At 44.0% G+C, this 17,141-nt stretch carries 11 protein-coding genes; 1 reads left to right on the forward strand and 10 read right to left on the reverse strand.

The annotated features are described in order from the left end of the window. Positions 1-32 precede the first annotated feature (32 nt). The 6 genes from CWO08_RS18325 to CWO08_RS18350 form a co-directional block, all read right to left on the reverse strand. Positions 33-1,346: an HlyD family type I secretion periplasmic adaptor subunit gene (locus tag CWO08_RS18325; RefSeq protein ID WP_108020880.1), complete on the reverse strand. Its 1,314-nt coding sequence runs from the start codon at positions 1,344-1,346 to the stop codon at positions 33-35. Next, the gene (locus CWO08_RS18330) at positions 1,339-3,591 is read right to left on the reverse strand and encodes a peptidase domain-containing ABC transporter (protein ID WP_108020881.1); all 2,253 of its coding nucleotides are present in this window, start codon (positions 3,589-3,591) and stop codon (positions 1,339-1,341) included. The genes CWO08_RS18325 and CWO08_RS18330 overlap by 8 nt, the downstream gene beginning before the upstream one ends. After that, on the reverse strand, positions 3,588-5,234 hold the full coding sequence (locus CWO08_RS18335) for an ABC transporter transmembrane domain-containing protein (RefSeq protein WP_108020882.1): 1,647 nt from the start codon (positions 5,232-5,234) through the stop codon (positions 3,588-3,590). Before CWO08_RS18335 ends, CWO08_RS18330 begins: the two co-directional genes overlap by 4 nt. A 178-nt stretch (positions 5,235-5,412) precedes the next feature. Continuing rightward, positions 5,413-6,048 (reverse strand): CatB-related O-acetyltransferase, encoded by a 636-nt coding sequence (locus CWO08_RS18340; RefSeq protein ID WP_108020883.1) that lies wholly within the window; start codon positions 6,046-6,048, stop codon positions 5,413-5,415. A gap of 418 nt (positions 6,049-6,466) precedes the next feature. Next, positions 6,467-7,579 (reverse strand): NADH:flavin oxidoreductase, encoded by a 1,113-nt coding sequence (locus CWO08_RS18345; protein ID WP_108020884.1) that lies wholly within the window; start codon positions 7,577-7,579, stop codon positions 6,467-6,469. 366 nt (positions 7,580-7,945) lie between these two features. Beyond that, complete coding sequence (locus CWO08_RS18350) at positions 7,946-8,581, reverse strand: SDR family oxidoreductase (RefSeq protein ID WP_108020885.1); 636 nt, start codon at positions 8,579-8,581, stop codon at positions 7,946-7,948. Between the two features lie 231 nt (positions 8,582-8,812). On the opposite strand from CWO08_RS18350, the gene CWO08_RS18355 reads away from it, so the two are divergent. Then, the gene (locus tag CWO08_RS18355; RefSeq protein ID WP_108020886.1) at positions 8,813-10,741 is read left to right on the forward strand and encodes a winged helix-turn-helix domain-containing protein; all 1,929 of its coding nucleotides are present in this window, start codon (positions 8,813-8,815) and stop codon (positions 10,739-10,741) included. 127 nt (positions 10,742-10,868) lie between these two features. On the opposite strand, the gene CWO08_RS18360 is transcribed toward CWO08_RS18355, so the two are convergent. The 4 genes from CWO08_RS18360 to CWO08_RS18375 all read right to left on the reverse strand — a co-directional run bounded on the left by CWO08_RS18360 (position 10,869) and on the right by CWO08_RS18375 (position 17,082). Continuing rightward, positions 10,869-11,990 (reverse strand): phospholipase A, encoded by a 1,122-nt coding sequence (locus tag CWO08_RS18360; protein ID WP_108020887.1) that lies wholly within the window; start codon positions 11,988-11,990, stop codon positions 10,869-10,871. A 4-nt stretch (positions 11,991-11,994) separates the two neighbouring features. Then, positions 11,995-12,675 carry a DUF3313 family protein gene (locus CWO08_RS18365; RefSeq protein ID WP_017081484.1) on the reverse strand — a complete coding sequence of 227 codons (681 nt, stop codon included), beginning with the start codon at positions 12,673-12,675 and terminating at the stop codon, positions 11,995-11,997. Between the two features lie 126 nt (positions 12,676-12,801). After that, positions 12,802-15,849 (reverse strand): efflux RND transporter permease subunit, encoded by a 3,048-nt coding sequence (locus CWO08_RS18370; protein ID WP_108020888.1) that lies wholly within the window; start codon positions 15,847-15,849, stop codon positions 12,802-12,804. A gap of 9 nt (positions 15,850-15,858) precedes the next feature. Then, positions 15,859-17,082 carry an efflux RND transporter periplasmic adaptor subunit gene (locus CWO08_RS18375; protein ID WP_017094760.1) on the reverse strand — a complete coding sequence of 408 codons (1,224 nt, stop codon included), beginning with the start codon at positions 17,080-17,082 and terminating at the stop codon, positions 15,859-15,861. Positions 17,083-17,141 lie beyond the last annotated feature (59 nt).

Genomic DNA, 17,141 nt, shown 5'->3' on the forward strand with positions numbered 1-17,141 from the left:
ATTCGTTTACTCTCAACGACTCTTTATAACTATTACCTTTCACCAAATGCGACACTGACATTGGTGTAAATTGGCTTCCATAGGTACTGGAATACAGATTTCTCACCAGTAGTAATATCTACCTCGCCCGTCATACCTGGTAAAATAGAGAAACTTTCAGGATTATCACGGAAATAAGGAACATCCACCGAGACGATGACTTCATAATAGATCTCGCCACGCTCGCTTTGACTCGTGGTCGGTGAAATACTCTCTACCGCTCCTTTTAGTGCCCCAAAGCGGCTGTAATCAAACGCATCAATTTTGATACGAGTCGGCTGCCCTACACTCACAAAACCAATATCTCTTGGCGATAAACGAGCTTTAAAGTCGGCTTTCCCACCAACAGGAACGATTTCAACCACAGTGCCACCTGGCTGAATAACACCACCGTTTTGCGTGCTTGGCAGGCTTTGCACCAAGCCTTGTAGCGGTGACACCAACATGGTGTTGGTCAATTTAGCTTGGCTTGAACGAACTCTGGCATTCAGTGCTGATAAGTCAGATACGGCTTTAGAACGATCGTCACTGACCTTCGCCTTCGCCTCTGCTAAAAGTTGTTCAATTTTTTGCTCTGTGCTGTCTGCTTGCTTGATTAACACAGCTTTCTTACCACGAGCTTCTTCGATTTTCTGTTCGATACTGGCCAGTTTTTGTCGCATTTCAAGCACACGTAAACGTGAAATGTTACCCGCTTTATAACCCTTCTCCAGTATGTTCAACTCTTGCTTGGTCGCATTCAGCTCTTTCTCGTAGCTAGGCAATGACTTGTCTACACTACGAAGCTGCTCTGCAATCTGCTCGCTCTCTTTCTCAAGTACCACACGCTTTTGAAAATAGAGGGCTTTTTGTGCGTTCAGCTGCGCTTTTTGTTGGCTAACGATCTCTGGGTAATCGACCTCGAACTCCGCAAGATTTGGCTCACGTTGTTCAAGCAGAGCATTCATACGTTCCACACTGGCTAGAAGCGTCACTTGTTGAGATTTCAATTCTTCAAGAGCGGTACGTTGGAAGGTCGCATCAAACTCAACAAGTGGCTGACCTTTCTCGACAAGTTGTCCTTCTTTAACGAGAATTTGCTTTAACTTACCGCCAATCGCGCTTTGAAGTACCTGCTTCTCGCCTTCTGGAATAACTGCGCCTTTGGCTTTAGCAATTTCATCAACTTGGGTGACGACAGACCAAGTGGCAAAAGCGATAACACACAAAGCAACTGACCACGTCGCCAATGCCAATGTACGAGCCGTATTTTGTGATTCAACAAGTTCACCGTAGCGCTTGCCCTTCTCGATAGATTGTTTAGTCATTAGCGACTCCTTGCTTAGACTTTGATTGTTCTTGTTGGGCTGCATTTTGTTGAGCAGACGCCTCTTGAGTTGACGGCTGTAGCACTTGAGATAACGGTTGCTCAGATAACTGCGGTTCTTGAGAAACTTGAGGCTCTGAAGGCTGTTCCTGCTTCGAAGACTGCTCCGGCTCTAATGGGCCTGCATAAACTACAGCTCCTTCATTTAACACCACCACTTTATCGGCAAGCTTGATTAAATCCGGATCGTGGGACGTGTAGATCACCGTTGCTTTTCCTTTTTTCGACTGCACAAACTCACCAAATATACGTTTAGCATTTGGGTGAGCATCAGGCACAGGATTATCCATTAAGAACATTGGGTAGTCATAAACCAGCGCTTTTGCATCAATGAGGATCTGCGCGACGCTGCCAGACAACATGTCAAAAAGGCTGTCCGGTTGAATACTACTGATGGAGGTGTCTAGCCCACCTGACAATGTCTCGAACCAACGCTTTCCGCCGACCATTTCAATTGCAGAGATCATTTTCTGATCTTCGACTTTGTGACCGTCGTTTAGCCACTCTCGAATACTCAGCGTAAGCAAATCAGGATATGCGGCTCGAATGAAACACCAGTGGCGATAAAGCTGCGGATCGTATTGAACGAGGTTAACGCCTTCAAGCTCAACCATGCCGTTTTGGATAGGCTGCAAGCCAGACAGCACTTCAATTAATGTTGATTTACCGCTCCCAGAAGGGCCGGTAATCGCGACAATTTCACCGGCTTCAATATCAAAACTCACACCATTCAAGGCCGGGCGACTCTGTTTGGGATAGCGCAGTGTCACTTGCTCTAATTTCAAATTAGGCGCTACCACAGGTAACGGGTGATGCTGGTAACTGAATTCACGCTCAGACGGCTGAGACAAAATACGGTTCACTTGCAGCTTGGATTGATTAAAGCTATTAAAACGCATCGCACTGTTTGCCAACACCTGAGCAGGACCCGTCACCTTAGATATCAACATCATTGAAGCAATCAAACCACCAGGGGTCATGACTTGTTCAAAGATAAGTCCAATGCCTAACCCCATCACCGCGAGTGTCGAACCCACACCAATGAAATAGTAAATCGAGGTGTAACGACTCTGGAGAACCGATTGATTAAAAGTCACTGTAGACGCAAGAAGATTGGCCTTTTTGAAGCGTTGAATCCAATGCTCTGAGAATCCAGCACTGCGAATAAAGGCGAGTTTGGATGAAAGCTCATTGGTCATGTTTTGACGATTCGTACCTGCCACTGTCGACTGCATCGAGCGCTTGCTGCTAGAGCGTATCGAACGTTTTGCTAGCAAGTAATAAAGGATTAAAGAGACGACTGGAACCAGTACCAACCATCCGCCTAAAACACCTATCGCAAGTACAAAAATAAGAATGAATGGTAAGTCAAATAACGCATTTCCTAATGGCCCCGATAGCACACCTGAAATACGCTCTGACAACATCACTTGGTTTTGCTGACTAGAAGAAGCTGTTTGCTGATTTTGAGCATAGCTATTACGAAGCAGACGCTGCACGAGGGATTGAGAAATCTCACGACTTACTCGGTTGGAAACTGAAGCAAACACTCGGCTACGTAATGTTCTCAACCAACCCATCATCACAAACAACAACGCCGCGCCAATGGCGATACCTTGCAACTCATGCCCTGCATCACCACCAATCACATGGTCATAAATCGACATCGTGATGAAGGGAACAGCAAGCGCAAATAAGTTAGTGATAAAACTGACTAGCAGCAATTTAGGAATAATGGGGCGAAACGCATGTAGTCGTTCGCCAACCCAATCAGGAGAAGCCTTCTCTAGTGGTGGACCTTCGATAACAATACAAAACTGAGGGACATCGGTAATGTCGTCATTGGCATTAAAGGCAACAAATTGCTTGGATTCTAAATGACCAGAGACCAGCTCATTTTCACCAAGCACCAGTAAGACCAATTTATGTTCACCAACGTCATCTAGGTTGGCAACCAAGCGATAAGGCAGTGCAAGCCTGTCGAACAAGGCAAACATATCGTCGATTGATTCAATGCCATTTTCATCGACCCATTGATGTGCGAACAACTGGATATTAGCATTAACTTCCAACTGCTTAAGAACGGAAAGGCTCTCGGTTTCTAAATGATTCATCACCTCTTGTCGACCGCTGGTATCTGCACGGTTGTTCGTATCTGAAGGGTTACCAATATCTAAACGATTCATACGACGGCCTCCTGATTGCTCTCGCTGTCGACCGTAATAGCTCGACTTTCCACTGTAATGATTCGATTAGCAAATTCGCGAAGCTTCGAATGGTAGCTCACCATCAGTATCGTGCGTCCTGCCGTTACTTCTTCCTCCAACACCTTAGCTAGATTCCCAAGGGCGTCTAAATCAAGTGAAGAATCCGGCCTTTCCAACATAATTATGGGTTTATCACTTGCCAATTGAGCCGCGATATTGAGCATTTTCACGTTACCCATACTCAACAAAGAAGCACTCGTATGGCCAATTTGTGTCTCTAGTCCATCGGGTAATCGAGTAATCTCTTTGGTTAAACCCAAACGCTTTGCATAGTCACTGGCGCTTTGCGTTTTTTCAGGGTCAAACCCGCACAAGTTGTCGAGAATAGTACCTGACACCAACTGCCCTTTAACGCCACAGTAGGCCACAATATTGGTTACGGATGCGATTGAAACTGCAGCTCCGTTAATGAAGCACTCACCCGCTTTTAGATCATCAATACCTGCAATCGACGACAATAAATGACTGTTGGTATGGCGATCCTCACTCTCTAACAATATCAACTCACCTTTATTCAGTGTGACATCTGCATGAGAGAGTTCACCATATCTTTCAACGGTCGCTTGCTTGATTTCCAACGTCTCAAAGTCAGATAAGTGGTTCTCAACTTGCTCAGAATCTGAAGATTCCGATAATGATAAGTCACTCAATTTTTCTATTGCCTGATTGGCACTGTGTATTGAATTAAGCTTGATTCTAACCCCAACCAGAGCACTTAAAGGTGCGACGGCTCTTCCCGATAAGATAGAACATGCCGCCAATCCACCAGTGGTTAACTGGCCATCCAACACCCACAAACTCCCCGTAATCACCAGTAAAACTGACGTGGCTAATGCAGCAAGCTGAATACACTCTTGGGCGAAGGCGTTCTGTTCTTCTTCTCTCGCTTTAGACTGAGAGCGAACATTATTGAGGGATTTAAACTGATTGAAGATTCGAGACTCAACAGCCTGACGTTTGATTCCCTGAATGGTTTGGCTTAGTAAAATCAAGAACGCTTTTCGCTCCTGCTCATCTTGGGAAGCTTCTTCACTTAAGCTTTTAACGCGAATAGAAGATAACCAAACGATTCCAAGAGTAATCAGCCAAACTGCCAAAGGTATCGCCACCAGCTCACCGCCGATGTAAGCCACCAAGCCCAAGAAGATCAATGCAAAAGGCAAATCAATAAAGCCTGCAATCACACCACCGGAATACCAATCTTTGACTTTTGATACTGAGCCCAGCCCCTCTTCCACGCCACCAACACCAATGTGGCGAAGATGGCCTGATGAAGCCGTTGTTACTCTTTCAACCAAGGTTTGATAGGTCGCTTTCTCGGTATTACTGGCCGCAGCAGACAAAAGCCAAGTACGCACAAAACGTATGAGTGCTTCCATAGCGACAGCCAACGTCGCACCCGCTAATAACAGAGTGGCAGTCCCATAACTCTGGTTAGGTAAGATACGATCGTAAATTTGTAAAACCGTTAGCGGAACGGCGAGAGAAAGAAGATTTATGAGCAAAGAAGGCAGTAGGACTTTCCCCACCACCCCTTTGTTTTTCATTGAACTTGCGGGCATACACAATCCTTATCCATGCTTATGAAATAAGATTGGTACACCATGTTAGGTATTGCAAGGTAACGAACTGATTTAACGTGTTTTTCAATATAAATATGACACAGATCTTTTTACACAAATCTGTGGCTATACCCGTACCTTAAAAACGCACCTTACAAATGCTCGTTACAAGTGCTCCTTACAAACAATTGTCGTAATCCGTTATCGCCTGCTTTAACTTTGAAAAGTCTGGGTTACATAAATACGGTTTCAGCGCTTCAAATTTATCTGAGGGCCACTCGTATATTTTGAATGAAATGAGCTCGTCAATAACGGACTCATCAAAGCGGTATTTGACGACTTTAGCTGGAGAACCACCGACAAGGCTGTAGGGTGCGACGTCTTTAGTCACCACACTATTCGCTGCAACTACAGCGCCTTCGCCAATCGTCACACCGGGCATCACCATCGCTCGCATGCCTAACCACACCCCATCTTCAATGTGAGTATCGCCTTTGCCAATGTAGGCGTCGTCGATAACATCCATAAATGGATACAGTGAAAACCAATCAACTCTGTGTGTATGGTTGCCGCCCATTAAAATCACAACCTCTGCGCCAATACAGACATAATCACCGATATGGAGTTCGTCGATTTTCCATCGAGGCTCCCACTGGCGGCTGACTTCGTCGCCGTGTAAATAACGCACTACCGATTGTTCAAAACCGTTATCCCAGCAATCGCTGTAATAACTGTGTTGACCTTTTACATGAATATTGGGGTTGGTTACGACTTCATGCAACAACTCGAATTTGGACCAATGCTTCTTTTGCATTTTTACCTCTGAATGATCTATTTAGTTTTATTCGTTAACTATCAAAATGTTCGACGATGCAAATCCAAGGTGCACAAACTAGCACCCCATAAACACAGGGTTCACCGGGATAAATAGTGAGTATCACGCTTAAATCATAGCAATGCCGCTAAAACTAAAGAGGCGTCAGTGGATTCGAGGTTGCTTAAGAAGAGGAAGTAGTTTCAAAGTTTGCTCAGTTTTTATCGATAACTTGGTTGGATAATTTACAAGTGTAGTGTATCTGTTTAATCGCACCCATTTGACAGTCAGATGTGATTAATAAGGTTTCAAATTTCGTTTCATAGAATACGGAATGAATAGAGCCTGTGCGATTACACAGGCTCAAACATAGGCTCGGCTATAAATTTCGGCTCACGCTTGGAGCTAGGTTCAGCGATTACATACGAGCAAGCTGTACTTTTCTGTCTTTATTCACGACACAGAAGTTGCCACGCTTAGTTCGGCATTTTGAACATCTTTCGCACTCAACAGGGCTTCTGTCCCCTTCTTTCCAACGCTTTACCAAATGTGGTTCAGAAAGCAGCGGCCTTGAAAGCGCGAAATATTCAATACCTGTGTTGTTTGCAATCGCTTCGATAGCATCAAAATCCGTTAGACCACCAACCGTGATAACTGGGATATTAACGTCTTGGCTGATCGCATGACCATATTCGTGGAAGTAGCCTTCAGCTTGAATAGTAAAACCATCGTGCGACTCGCCAATCATAGTATCTGCCTTGCCATGAATATTACCTGATACGACAATGCCATCAACGCCTACTTCTTCAAGCTTTTTACACACCAAACGCGTTTCATCGAAGGTCACGCCGCCCTCAAAAAACTCAGAAGCGGTCAGCTTAACCAAGATTGGGAAATCGTCGCCAACTAGCTTGCGCGTTGCCGTGTAGATCTCTAGCAAAAATCTCATGCGATTTTCTAAGCTACCGCCGTATTCGTCCTCACGCTGGTTGTAATAAGGACTTAAGAACTGGTTAATCAGATAGGTATGAGCAGCATGAACCTCAACACCATCAAAACCCGCTTGCTTCGCTCTTAGTGACGCTTTGGCAAAGGCATCAGCGATGTAATCAATATCCTCTTTGGTCATTGCTTTACCCAGTGTCTGTGTCCCTTTTTCTGGAACTTCACTCGGTGCATAGATCACTCGCTCGCCAAGGTTATACGTGGTTTTCGTGCCACCATAAGCCAATTGCATCACGATTTTAGAGTCGTTGTCGTGCACAAGTTGAGTCAGCTTCTGATACTCTTCAATGAATGAATCGTTATACATCCCCATCATGCCCGCATTCGGCTTTTCTTCTTCAACGATGTTCGCGTAACCCGTCACGATCAAGCCGACTTCACCTTGAGCCAACTCTTCATAGATAGCGTAAAGTTTATCTGTCATATGACCATCTTCGGTGGCCATATTTTCCCACGTCGCGCTTCTCATGAAACGGTTCTTTAGTGTCATCTTGCCAATGTGGGTTTCTGTAAACAAAGTGCTCAAGTGTCTTCCTCTCAAAATCTTTATTATGTTTGCCCATTTTAAAAGACAAAAGAGAAGCACTTCTTATTCACAAAGTGACTCTCTTTTGTCCATTACTGAATGGGCGTTGATTTATGCGGATAGTACAGAGAATAAACTAGGGAAAACTTAATCTAGATTAAGAGAGCGCCACTCTCATCTGAGAAAAAGGCAGAAAGAGACAGCAAAAGAATAGAAAGGCAGGAATTAGAGAGAACAAAGGAAGCAAACAAAAGCCGCTTAGTTTAGCTAAACGACTTCAGGGATTTATAAGCTTATAGCTTTATAGCTTTATAGCTTTATAGCTTTATAGCTTGAAGGCTTTACTAAAAATCAGACTTAACAGCGTTATCCATATTGAACCGTAGGATCAACACACTGATAGATCTGCCCAATGCTCGCTTCATTGGTTAACAAGGCTTCAATAAGGCGCGCCACTTCTTGTCTGTAAATCACACCATGAACTTCGACTTGCTGGGACAGCTCACCGTTGCCAGTCTCCTCGCCGTCTAACAAGCCACCCGGACGTAAGATGGTGTAATCCAGAGAACTCGAGGTTAGCCAAGCTTCGGCCAACGACTTTTCACGAACCGCTGCGCCAAACACTTTTCGAGATCGCTCCGACAAATACTGCCAAGAGTCACCACAACCTAACGACGTTACCAGCACAAATCGAGCAATACCATTGGCTTCAAGCGCATCAGTCAGATGTCGGTGTCCAATGTAATCAACGGGAATGTCAGCTCTGAAGCTGCCCATACTAGAAACGACCAGTGTCGATTTAGGTAACTGAGCGACCACAGATTCAACCTGTTCTTTATCGGTAGCATCACAACGCAGTGTGGTGATACCAAGTTCAGCCAAGCGCGTGTTCTTCTCTGGGTTTCTCGCAATCGCTATTACTTGATAATCTTGTTTGTGAAAATGCTCAACAATTGCAGCACCCAGCCCACTTCCTGCTCCCCATACAACGACCGTACTCATAAAAAACCTCATAATATTCATGTTGTAGTGATACTAACCAGACAATTTAAACCGTTCCTTTATCGAGATCAACAAATGAGAATAAGTCTCAATATTGTTTTTATTTTTTTGCTGGCTCTCACCAATCCGCTCAAAAGCACGTCCACTTATCATAATTAGACATTGGTTAATTGAATTGCCCAAACATGTCTACTAAAGTAATTTTAATACAATGACTTAGTCTCGGTGGTTATGAAAAAAGAACGCATTCAATACTCTTTCGACGTGTGGTTATTTATTCCTGATGAAGACAAACTCATCATGAATGATGAAGACGTGATCATCGACAATCGCTTGTCCAAGCTACTCAACTTTTTCTGCCAAAATCCTAAGATCGTATTCTCACGAGATGAGCTGATTAATGAAGTCTGGAATGGCTCAATCTTGACGGATCAGGTGATCACGCAAGCTATTTTTGAACTGCGCAAAATACTCAAAGCGGCTGAACGACATTCAATGGGACACATCATCACCGTGCCCAAACGCGGTTATAAACTCGATGTTGATGTCCACAAAACCATCTTAGTACCTGCAAGTGTCACCACAAATACCGTATCAGTTACAGACATGAATCATGCACCTAATGCTTTTGGTTCCTTTCCTTCAACTCAATCAGACGCACCAGATACATCGCCAGTTTTGGATGAGGATAAAAAACAACAAGTCGAACCAAAAGCAGAATCGGTTACTGGTGAGAACCTAATAAGCAATCAAGGCTCAGAGGCCAAAACCGTACGCGAAGAATCTGAAGAGAGTTCAATCGATGCAACCTCAGAAAAACCTGCTTCACAAGAACCTATTCAGCCTGTTGATCAGCAACCTAGCGCTTCGAGACCTAGCGATTCGAGCTATGTCGATCCAAGCCATACCGATTCGAGTACAGCACAGTCCGTTCAACAGTCACCTGTAAATAAAACAGCTAACGACAAACAAGCGCCTATCGCAGAAAATAAACCTCAGAAAAGAACGTCTCGTGCTGTGATGTTTGGGGGCGCTATAGTTATTGCGCTTGGACTTATTTGGTGGACGTTAAAACCGACCAGCCCTACATCGGACGCCTTCGATTTGAGCAGTTTAAATACCGCCGCTAATGAATCAAACCAACCACTCGCTGACTCAAATCAATCAACGGAACAAAATCGTCTTAATCAAACAGTAGACAGTCAAAACCTAGATGCCCACAAAGCACACGAATCTGTGCACTACTTATCTTTAGAACCTAGATATATCTACGTAAGTATCGATGACAACTTGAAGACGGATGCCTTTAAACGTGGGATCATTCATAAATTAATGAGCTACTTGACCACCTATCGCGATTTTCGTGTCGTAGTCGATGAAACCTTGGTGCCGAATTCAGCCAACGTGATCAGTTTCAAGAGTGAAATTGATGGCGACAGAGAATACCTTGATATCACCTACTTCAACCGAATTTCTAATTTCAGACACCTAGGTCGAGATTACCTGATTGACCCGGCTTCACTCCACACGACCATGCGTTCAATGCTCGATGATCTATTGGATTCATTTAATTTGGATATTCAAAAATCGATATTGAAGCAGCAAATCTCTGAGTTACCCAAACAAGAAGAAGCCTTAAAGCTCACCCTTGAAGCGCTCGGGCTCACCTTCATGACGTTAGACAGAACCGACACCTTGTCTAAGATCGCCCAAGCCAATGAGCTAGAACCCGACAACCACTTCGTTATGTCGAACCGTTACATGTATGAGCTTGCCGACATTTTTATAATGAGATCGAAGAATAAGAATAAGCAGGTTGAAGCGCTCAATAAGAAATTCAAAAAACAGTTACTCAATGCTCAGAACAATGCTAACTCTTATCGAGTCTATGACGCGTTAGCAGCCTACTTCCTCACTGAAGATAACCCTGACCAAGCCGAATACTATCTAAGCTTGATTCCGAGGAATGAATACAGTGTGATGTCTATGATTATCTTGGCAAAAATTGAAGAATCTCAAGGCAACCCTTCAATGGCGGAAGAGTACTACTATGAAGCGATATTAGAATCTGGCCACCCTGTGGTTTTGAAAGTCGCTCAAACGTTGTTTTTCAAAAGTAACATCACCGAGATTGAATCCAAATTGGGTATCAATCAATGATTAACAGCTCTTAACTATTGGCCGTTAGCTATTAATATAGAAAACACACCGCTTACTCAGGCGGTGTGTTTTTGGGTTCTCACAGAAATCGTTAATCGCTCAATCGTTGATAAAAAAGCGATAACCGCTATAAGGCATTGGTTAGCAGAATACCCACACCAATCCTTTCACTGTTGTAGTCATAATCAATCAAGCTTTCTCCATAGCCTTTGTAGTACTGGACATACCCTTGAAGCCGGCCATACAGAGGAAAGCTGAGTGATGTCTGTATTCCACCATACCCGGTTTGAAAGTTGTAGCGACCCAATGCTGAAACCTCAAAACCATCCCATTTGTAAGCGCCAGACAATTCATAGTGACCCAAATAGTCTTGAATATCAGGGTTGTCATCGCTACTGCTCGACTCAGGAATTCGGTACCAAGGCTGGAAATAAACCGCAAAGTCATCTTCGGTATACCCTAGCCCAACATAAGCGCGGTTCCAGCTACGACTAAGCTCTGCCGTTCGTCCGTTAGATTCATGCTCTAAACCCAAACGCGAAAACCAAACACCATCAGCTGACTCGATGTTCAAAGGCGTTTCGTAAAAGATCTCTGGGCGATAGTTAGTCTCTCTAAATGGTGCCGAGATATCAGAAGAGTACGCCTGCCAAAATGATTTGAGCGTAAAACCAAAATAGATTTTGCCCGCTTGATTAAAAACACCATCATCAACCACTGGAATTTTTAAACTTAACTGCAGTTTGATCTCTTCATCGCTGAGGTCATCCGCTTTACCTCCGAATCGCTCATCCCCATAGGGCTGTGTATTCACGTTGGTCATATGAGTCACTGGCAAAATATAGTTCAAACGATAAGGCGTTATAACAAACGGGTTATCTTCAGTTGTGTACTCCATCTTCAATCGCGGGACTTTAGACTCCAGTGCACTTTCGCTGATGGAGTCTAAACCGTCTTCGCTGGTTTCACCCGACAACTTATTCTCGGGTGTTTTGTTTGATGTAACGGCTTCTTGGGATGCGCATTGCTGCTTTAACCACTCAATACTTTGTTGATTGGTTGCTTTGGCCAATGAAGACAAAATACATTGCTCATAGCTTGCTCGTTCATCAACACCGCTAGTATTGGCATACGCTGAAGCATTCACAGCGAGGCCGATAACCAGTAGAGCAAGCGTGTTTTTGTGTCCAGCTAGCCTTTCACCAACCCCAAGGCGTTTACTAGCGCTGTTCTGTTTACGAGATCGCATGACTCTACCCTTGGTCTTTATCTTGGTAAGTCACTTCAAACGCAAAGTCGACCGCTTGCTGAGTAATTTGCTCAACGTTTTTATCAAGCATCTCGATGGTGATTTCTGATTTGTCGTTCTCAAGTACGCCATTATCGTTCACGACGAAAATACGGCGACCAATGAGCTGAGATGAATCATGATCTTTCAGATCCACACTCGCCAATATACGAATAGAGCGATCACGAGTACCTGCCGCGTATTTTACAGCGCCGATAACCGAACCTACTGGGATAAACTCAGTCACACGCATGTCTTCAGGAATGTCATTGATATCATATAACTTCACGCTAATATCAAGCTCCTTGTTCTCCAAAACTACGTTCTTGTAGCCCTGTAATTTCTCAGCCAACTTCTCATCCATTTTCTTATGGATCTGTGCTTTAAATTGAGACTGAACCTCCTTTGATACATGCTGATCAACACCCGAGCTTTTCATGCTAACGGTTGTAAATTCAAATTGATTAAAGTGAAGTGACGCGCTGTCTTTCGCTATCCAAGAAACGCCTTTCCTATCATCATCAAACTGGCTATCAATAAAATAATGGTTTGAGTCGACGCTCTGGATTTCTTGTTTATCTGGCATGTTGCTTGAACAGCCAGCAGTGAATAAAACGAACAATGGGAATAGGTAATGTAGTTTCATGTGAACCTCTAGTTTTCTAAATTTTGAGTGCACGAATCCCTGAGCGATAAGGCTCATAAAATGGGACTCGTGTTGATTAAACTTCTATGTGTATTGGCCGCGTAACGTTAGCAGCCAGATAACGGACTAAACTTCTTGCTCTTGCCCGCGGTGATCCGCAGCCAAGTAGGTATATATCGTTGGTACCACGAACAGGGTGAATAATGTGCCCACCGACATACCCACCGTGATGACCAAACCAATCGAGAAACGGCTTTGAGCACCGGCTCCGCTTGCAATGAGCAGTGGTACAACACCAACAACCATGGCTGCGGTTGTCATCAATACTGGTCTCATTCGAACGGTAGCCGAACGAATGGCCGCTTCACGTCGGCTGCATTTCAATTCCTGTTGCATTTGGTTTGCAAACTCCACAATCAAAATACCGTGCTTACTAATCAAGCCTATCAAGGTCACCAGCCCCACTTCGGTGTATATGTTGAGCGTATCAATGCCTAAATACAGTGGCATCAGGGCGCCAAAGATAGACAATGGAACACTGGTTAATACCACTAGTGGGTCTCGCAAACTTTCAAATTGAGCAGCCAGAACCAAGTAAATAATCACAAGAGCAAGGAAGAACGTCGTAACCAGTGAAGAGCCTTCTTGTAGGAACTGTCTCAATTGGCCTGAAGTGTCTGTCGTATAAGACTTAGGCAATATCTTCGCCGCCCCTTCTTCCATCACTTTATAGGCTTCCCCGATACTGATTCCCGGCATCATTTTCGCTTCAATCATGGCGCTGTTAAGCTGTTGAAACTGATCCACTTTCGATGGCTGCACTGATTGGCTAATTTCAATCAATGATGCCAGCGGTACCATCTCATTGGTGTTAGAGCGCACGTGGTAGTTCTTCAAATCATTCCAAGAGTTACGGTTCTCGTTAGGTACCTGAGTGATAACTTGGTAGCTGCGCTGATCCATCGAGAAGTAATTCACGAAGCCTTCACTGATAAAGCGAGACAACACGGTACCGATGTCTTGTGCGTTCACGTTCATCTGAGCCGCTTTATCGCGGTCGATGCGAATCTCTACTTGTGGCTTATTAAAATTCAGGTCGTTTTGCACATAGATGAACTTGCCACTCTTCTGCGCGTACTCTTTCAGTTTTTCAGCGTACTGATAGAGTTCTTGATAAGAACCCGTTGGCGTTTTCAGAACCATTTGGAATGGCAAGCCTTGCGGTGTACCTGGTAAATCTGGTGGAGAGAAGGTATACACCTGCAAGCCCGGTAATACAGAACTCTCTTTTTCGAAACGTTGCATTACTTCTTTTGCCGTTGCGTCACGCGAATCCCAATCTTTCAATACACCCAAACCAAAGAACGCATTGTTGTTCATGTAACCGTTATCTAGCATGGTCATTTCGACTTCATCGTTCTTGCTGATAGAGTCAATAAGAGCCGGAGTAAAGTGGCGAATGTAATCGGTATTCGCTTGTGCAGGACCTTGCCCCATCACAATCATCACGCCCTGATCTTCTTCAGGTGCCAGTTCAGATGAAGTATTCATAAACATGAACACCAGACTGATCATTAACGTTCCTACCACTGGCCAAATATAAACACGGTTGTTCAACACATGTTCGAGCACTTTTCGGTAGCGCTCTGTTACGCCTTCAATCACTGCATCGATCTTCTTAACCAGTTTTCCGTCGAGAACCGATTTATTAAGCAGTTTTGAACACATCATCGGCGTTAGCGTTAAGGCGATGAAACCCGAAATTAGTACTGAACCCGCCAAAGTGAATGCGAACTCAGTAAACAGCTTACCGGTGAGTCCTCCCATGAAACCAATCGGCGCATACACTGCGGCCAATGTAATGGTCATCGCGATAACCGAGCCTGCAATTTCACGAGCACTGTCTATAGCAGCCTTAATTGGGCTGGTACCATCTTCTAAGTGACGAAAGGTGTTTTCCACAACAACGATGGCATCATCAACCACCAGCGATATTGCTAATACCATGGCAAGCAGCGTCAACAGGTTAATACTGAAGCCCATGCTCAACATGAAGAACATAGAGCCAATCAATGACAAAGGAATCGTTACAAGTGGTATCAACATCGCTCGCATTGAGCCCAAAAAGGCGAAGATAACGATGACTACGATCAGTGCGGCTTCGATTAAGGTTTTTGCTACTTCATCAATTGAGGTTTCGATAAACTTAGTCGAGTCATAGATTACATCCGCTTTAATACCTTCAGGTAAGCCTGCTTGGATCTGTGGAAGCAATTCGTAAATGCCTTCAACAACGGTCAATGGGTTAGATGTTGCCGTATTACTGATCGCCGTTGATACGGTAGTCACACCATTGAATTCAACGTCTGAGTCATAGTTTGCTGCGCCTAGTTCAACCGTCGCCACATCTTTTAAGTGCACCAGTTGCCCGTCATGCGCTTTCAAAGCCATGTTCTTGAAATCGTCTACCGAACTTGAATCGGTATGAGCGTTAATATCAACTTCGATATAAGGGTTTTGCAACTTGCCCGCCGCACTCACAATGTTATTTGCACGAAGCGCGTTTTGAACATCTTCAGCCGTCAGACCATATGAAGCCAGTCGTTGAGGGTTCAGCCAGATTCGCATTGCAAAATCTTCTTGCCCCAATATGTCGACCTTTGACACCCCTTCAACAGTAGAGAAAGTCGGCTTAACCACACGGCTCACATAGTCCGAGACTTGCTCCGTCTTCAATGTGTCACTCGAAAATGAAACATATAAGATCGGCGATTGAGACGTCGATTTAAGAATGCTCGGGTCCAATACACCCGACGGCAGCTTATATTTCACTTGCTGCACGAGAGACAAAATTTCGGTCAAAGCACTATCCGACGGATACCCTAGCTTCAAATAAACGGTAATCACGGACTTACCCAGAGCACTATCCGATGTCATGTAATCAATGCCCGCTGTTTGAGCAATTTCTGCCTGCAGTGGCTGCGTCACATACCCTTGAACGCTGGATGCACTGGCACCTGGATAACTCGTTGTAATGGTAATAACGCCCGTTTCAATTTCTGGATATTGGCGCACTTGCAGTGAGGTAAAAGCTTTAAGACCTAACACCAACAGTACAAGGCTTAATACCGTAGCCAAAACTGGACGTTTGATAAATACATCAGTAAATGTCATGGGAGTTTCCTAGTTACTTTGCTTAGTACTTTTGTCAGTAATCAACGGATGTTGGTTATTAACCAGAACCCATCCACTATTCTTGAGTTGGTGTTGGTTTGAAGTCACAACAACATCCCCCTCTTTCAAGCCCGAAACCACACCAACATAACCGCCTTGTTTGGGGCCGACTTCAACAGTGCGCTGCACAACCTTGTACTCGTAAAATGGTGATGCATCGTTGCTCGAATGTTCGCTGGCCTTTTTAGTCGACGTATCCAACACAAACACGGTGTTTCCGTATAAGGTGTAACTGATCGCAACAGAAGGTACTGCCACGATAGTGTCCGATTCTGATGTGATTAACGTAGCGTCGACATACATACCCGCCTCTAACGGCACGGCTTGGTTAGCCATGGCTCTCAATTCGATATTGTGCGTGTTGCTGTCTGAGCTCGGTTCAATGGCAGAAATCGTGCCGTGAAAGACTTCGTCGTTCGTTGCTTCTGAATAAAATTGTAAATCTTGCCCTACCTTCACATCGTGTAAATAAAGCTCTGGAATAGAGAAATCGACATATTGCTTTGATTTGTCTTCCAGCTCGACAATCGCTGTGCTTGAATTAATAAAGTCACCCACATCGATATTACGAATCCCAACGCTGCCAGAAAATGGCGCTTTCACTTTCATGTAGTCAATTTGCGTAGCAATATATTCCAGCTTTGCACCTTCAGCATTAAATTGAGCTTGTAGCTTATCAACCGAGTTTTTTGAAACACTGTTATTTCTAAGGAGCAATTTATTTCTCATCAATTCGACTCTAACCAATTCAACTTTGGATAGCTGGCTCTTATAGTTGGACTTCAATAACGCATCATCCAATTTAACAAGAACATCACCCTTATTTACTTGCTGACCTGAAGTAAAGAGAATTTCTTTTACTTGGCCTGACATTTGGCTCGTCACATCAATAGATTGATTAGAATGAATGTTACCAATGACTTTTAAACTTTTATCCCAAGTATCTTGATTTACTTTTTCCGTTGTTACAGATATAGCTGGCAATTTAAAATTAGCGACCTTCTCTTTGATCATTTCACCTTTTACATAATGAAAGCCAAATACAAAAGACAGTAATATAAAAAGAGCTGACCCGACAATAACGCCTTTATACTTACTCATGTGTTCACCTTGTTTTTTAAGTCTGGTCATTCTATCTATCGACACTGCCAATAAATCAAACTCATATAACATCCACCCAATCTTATATAAAATAAAAATCAAACCTTAAAAATCAAATACTTAAGATAAAA

The organism is Vibrio sp. 10N.286.48.B8 (genome assembly GCF_003050085.1).
In the GTDB taxonomy this organism is placed as follows: domain Bacteria; phylum Pseudomonadota; class Gammaproteobacteria; order Enterobacterales; family Vibrionaceae; genus Vibrio; species Vibrio crassostreae.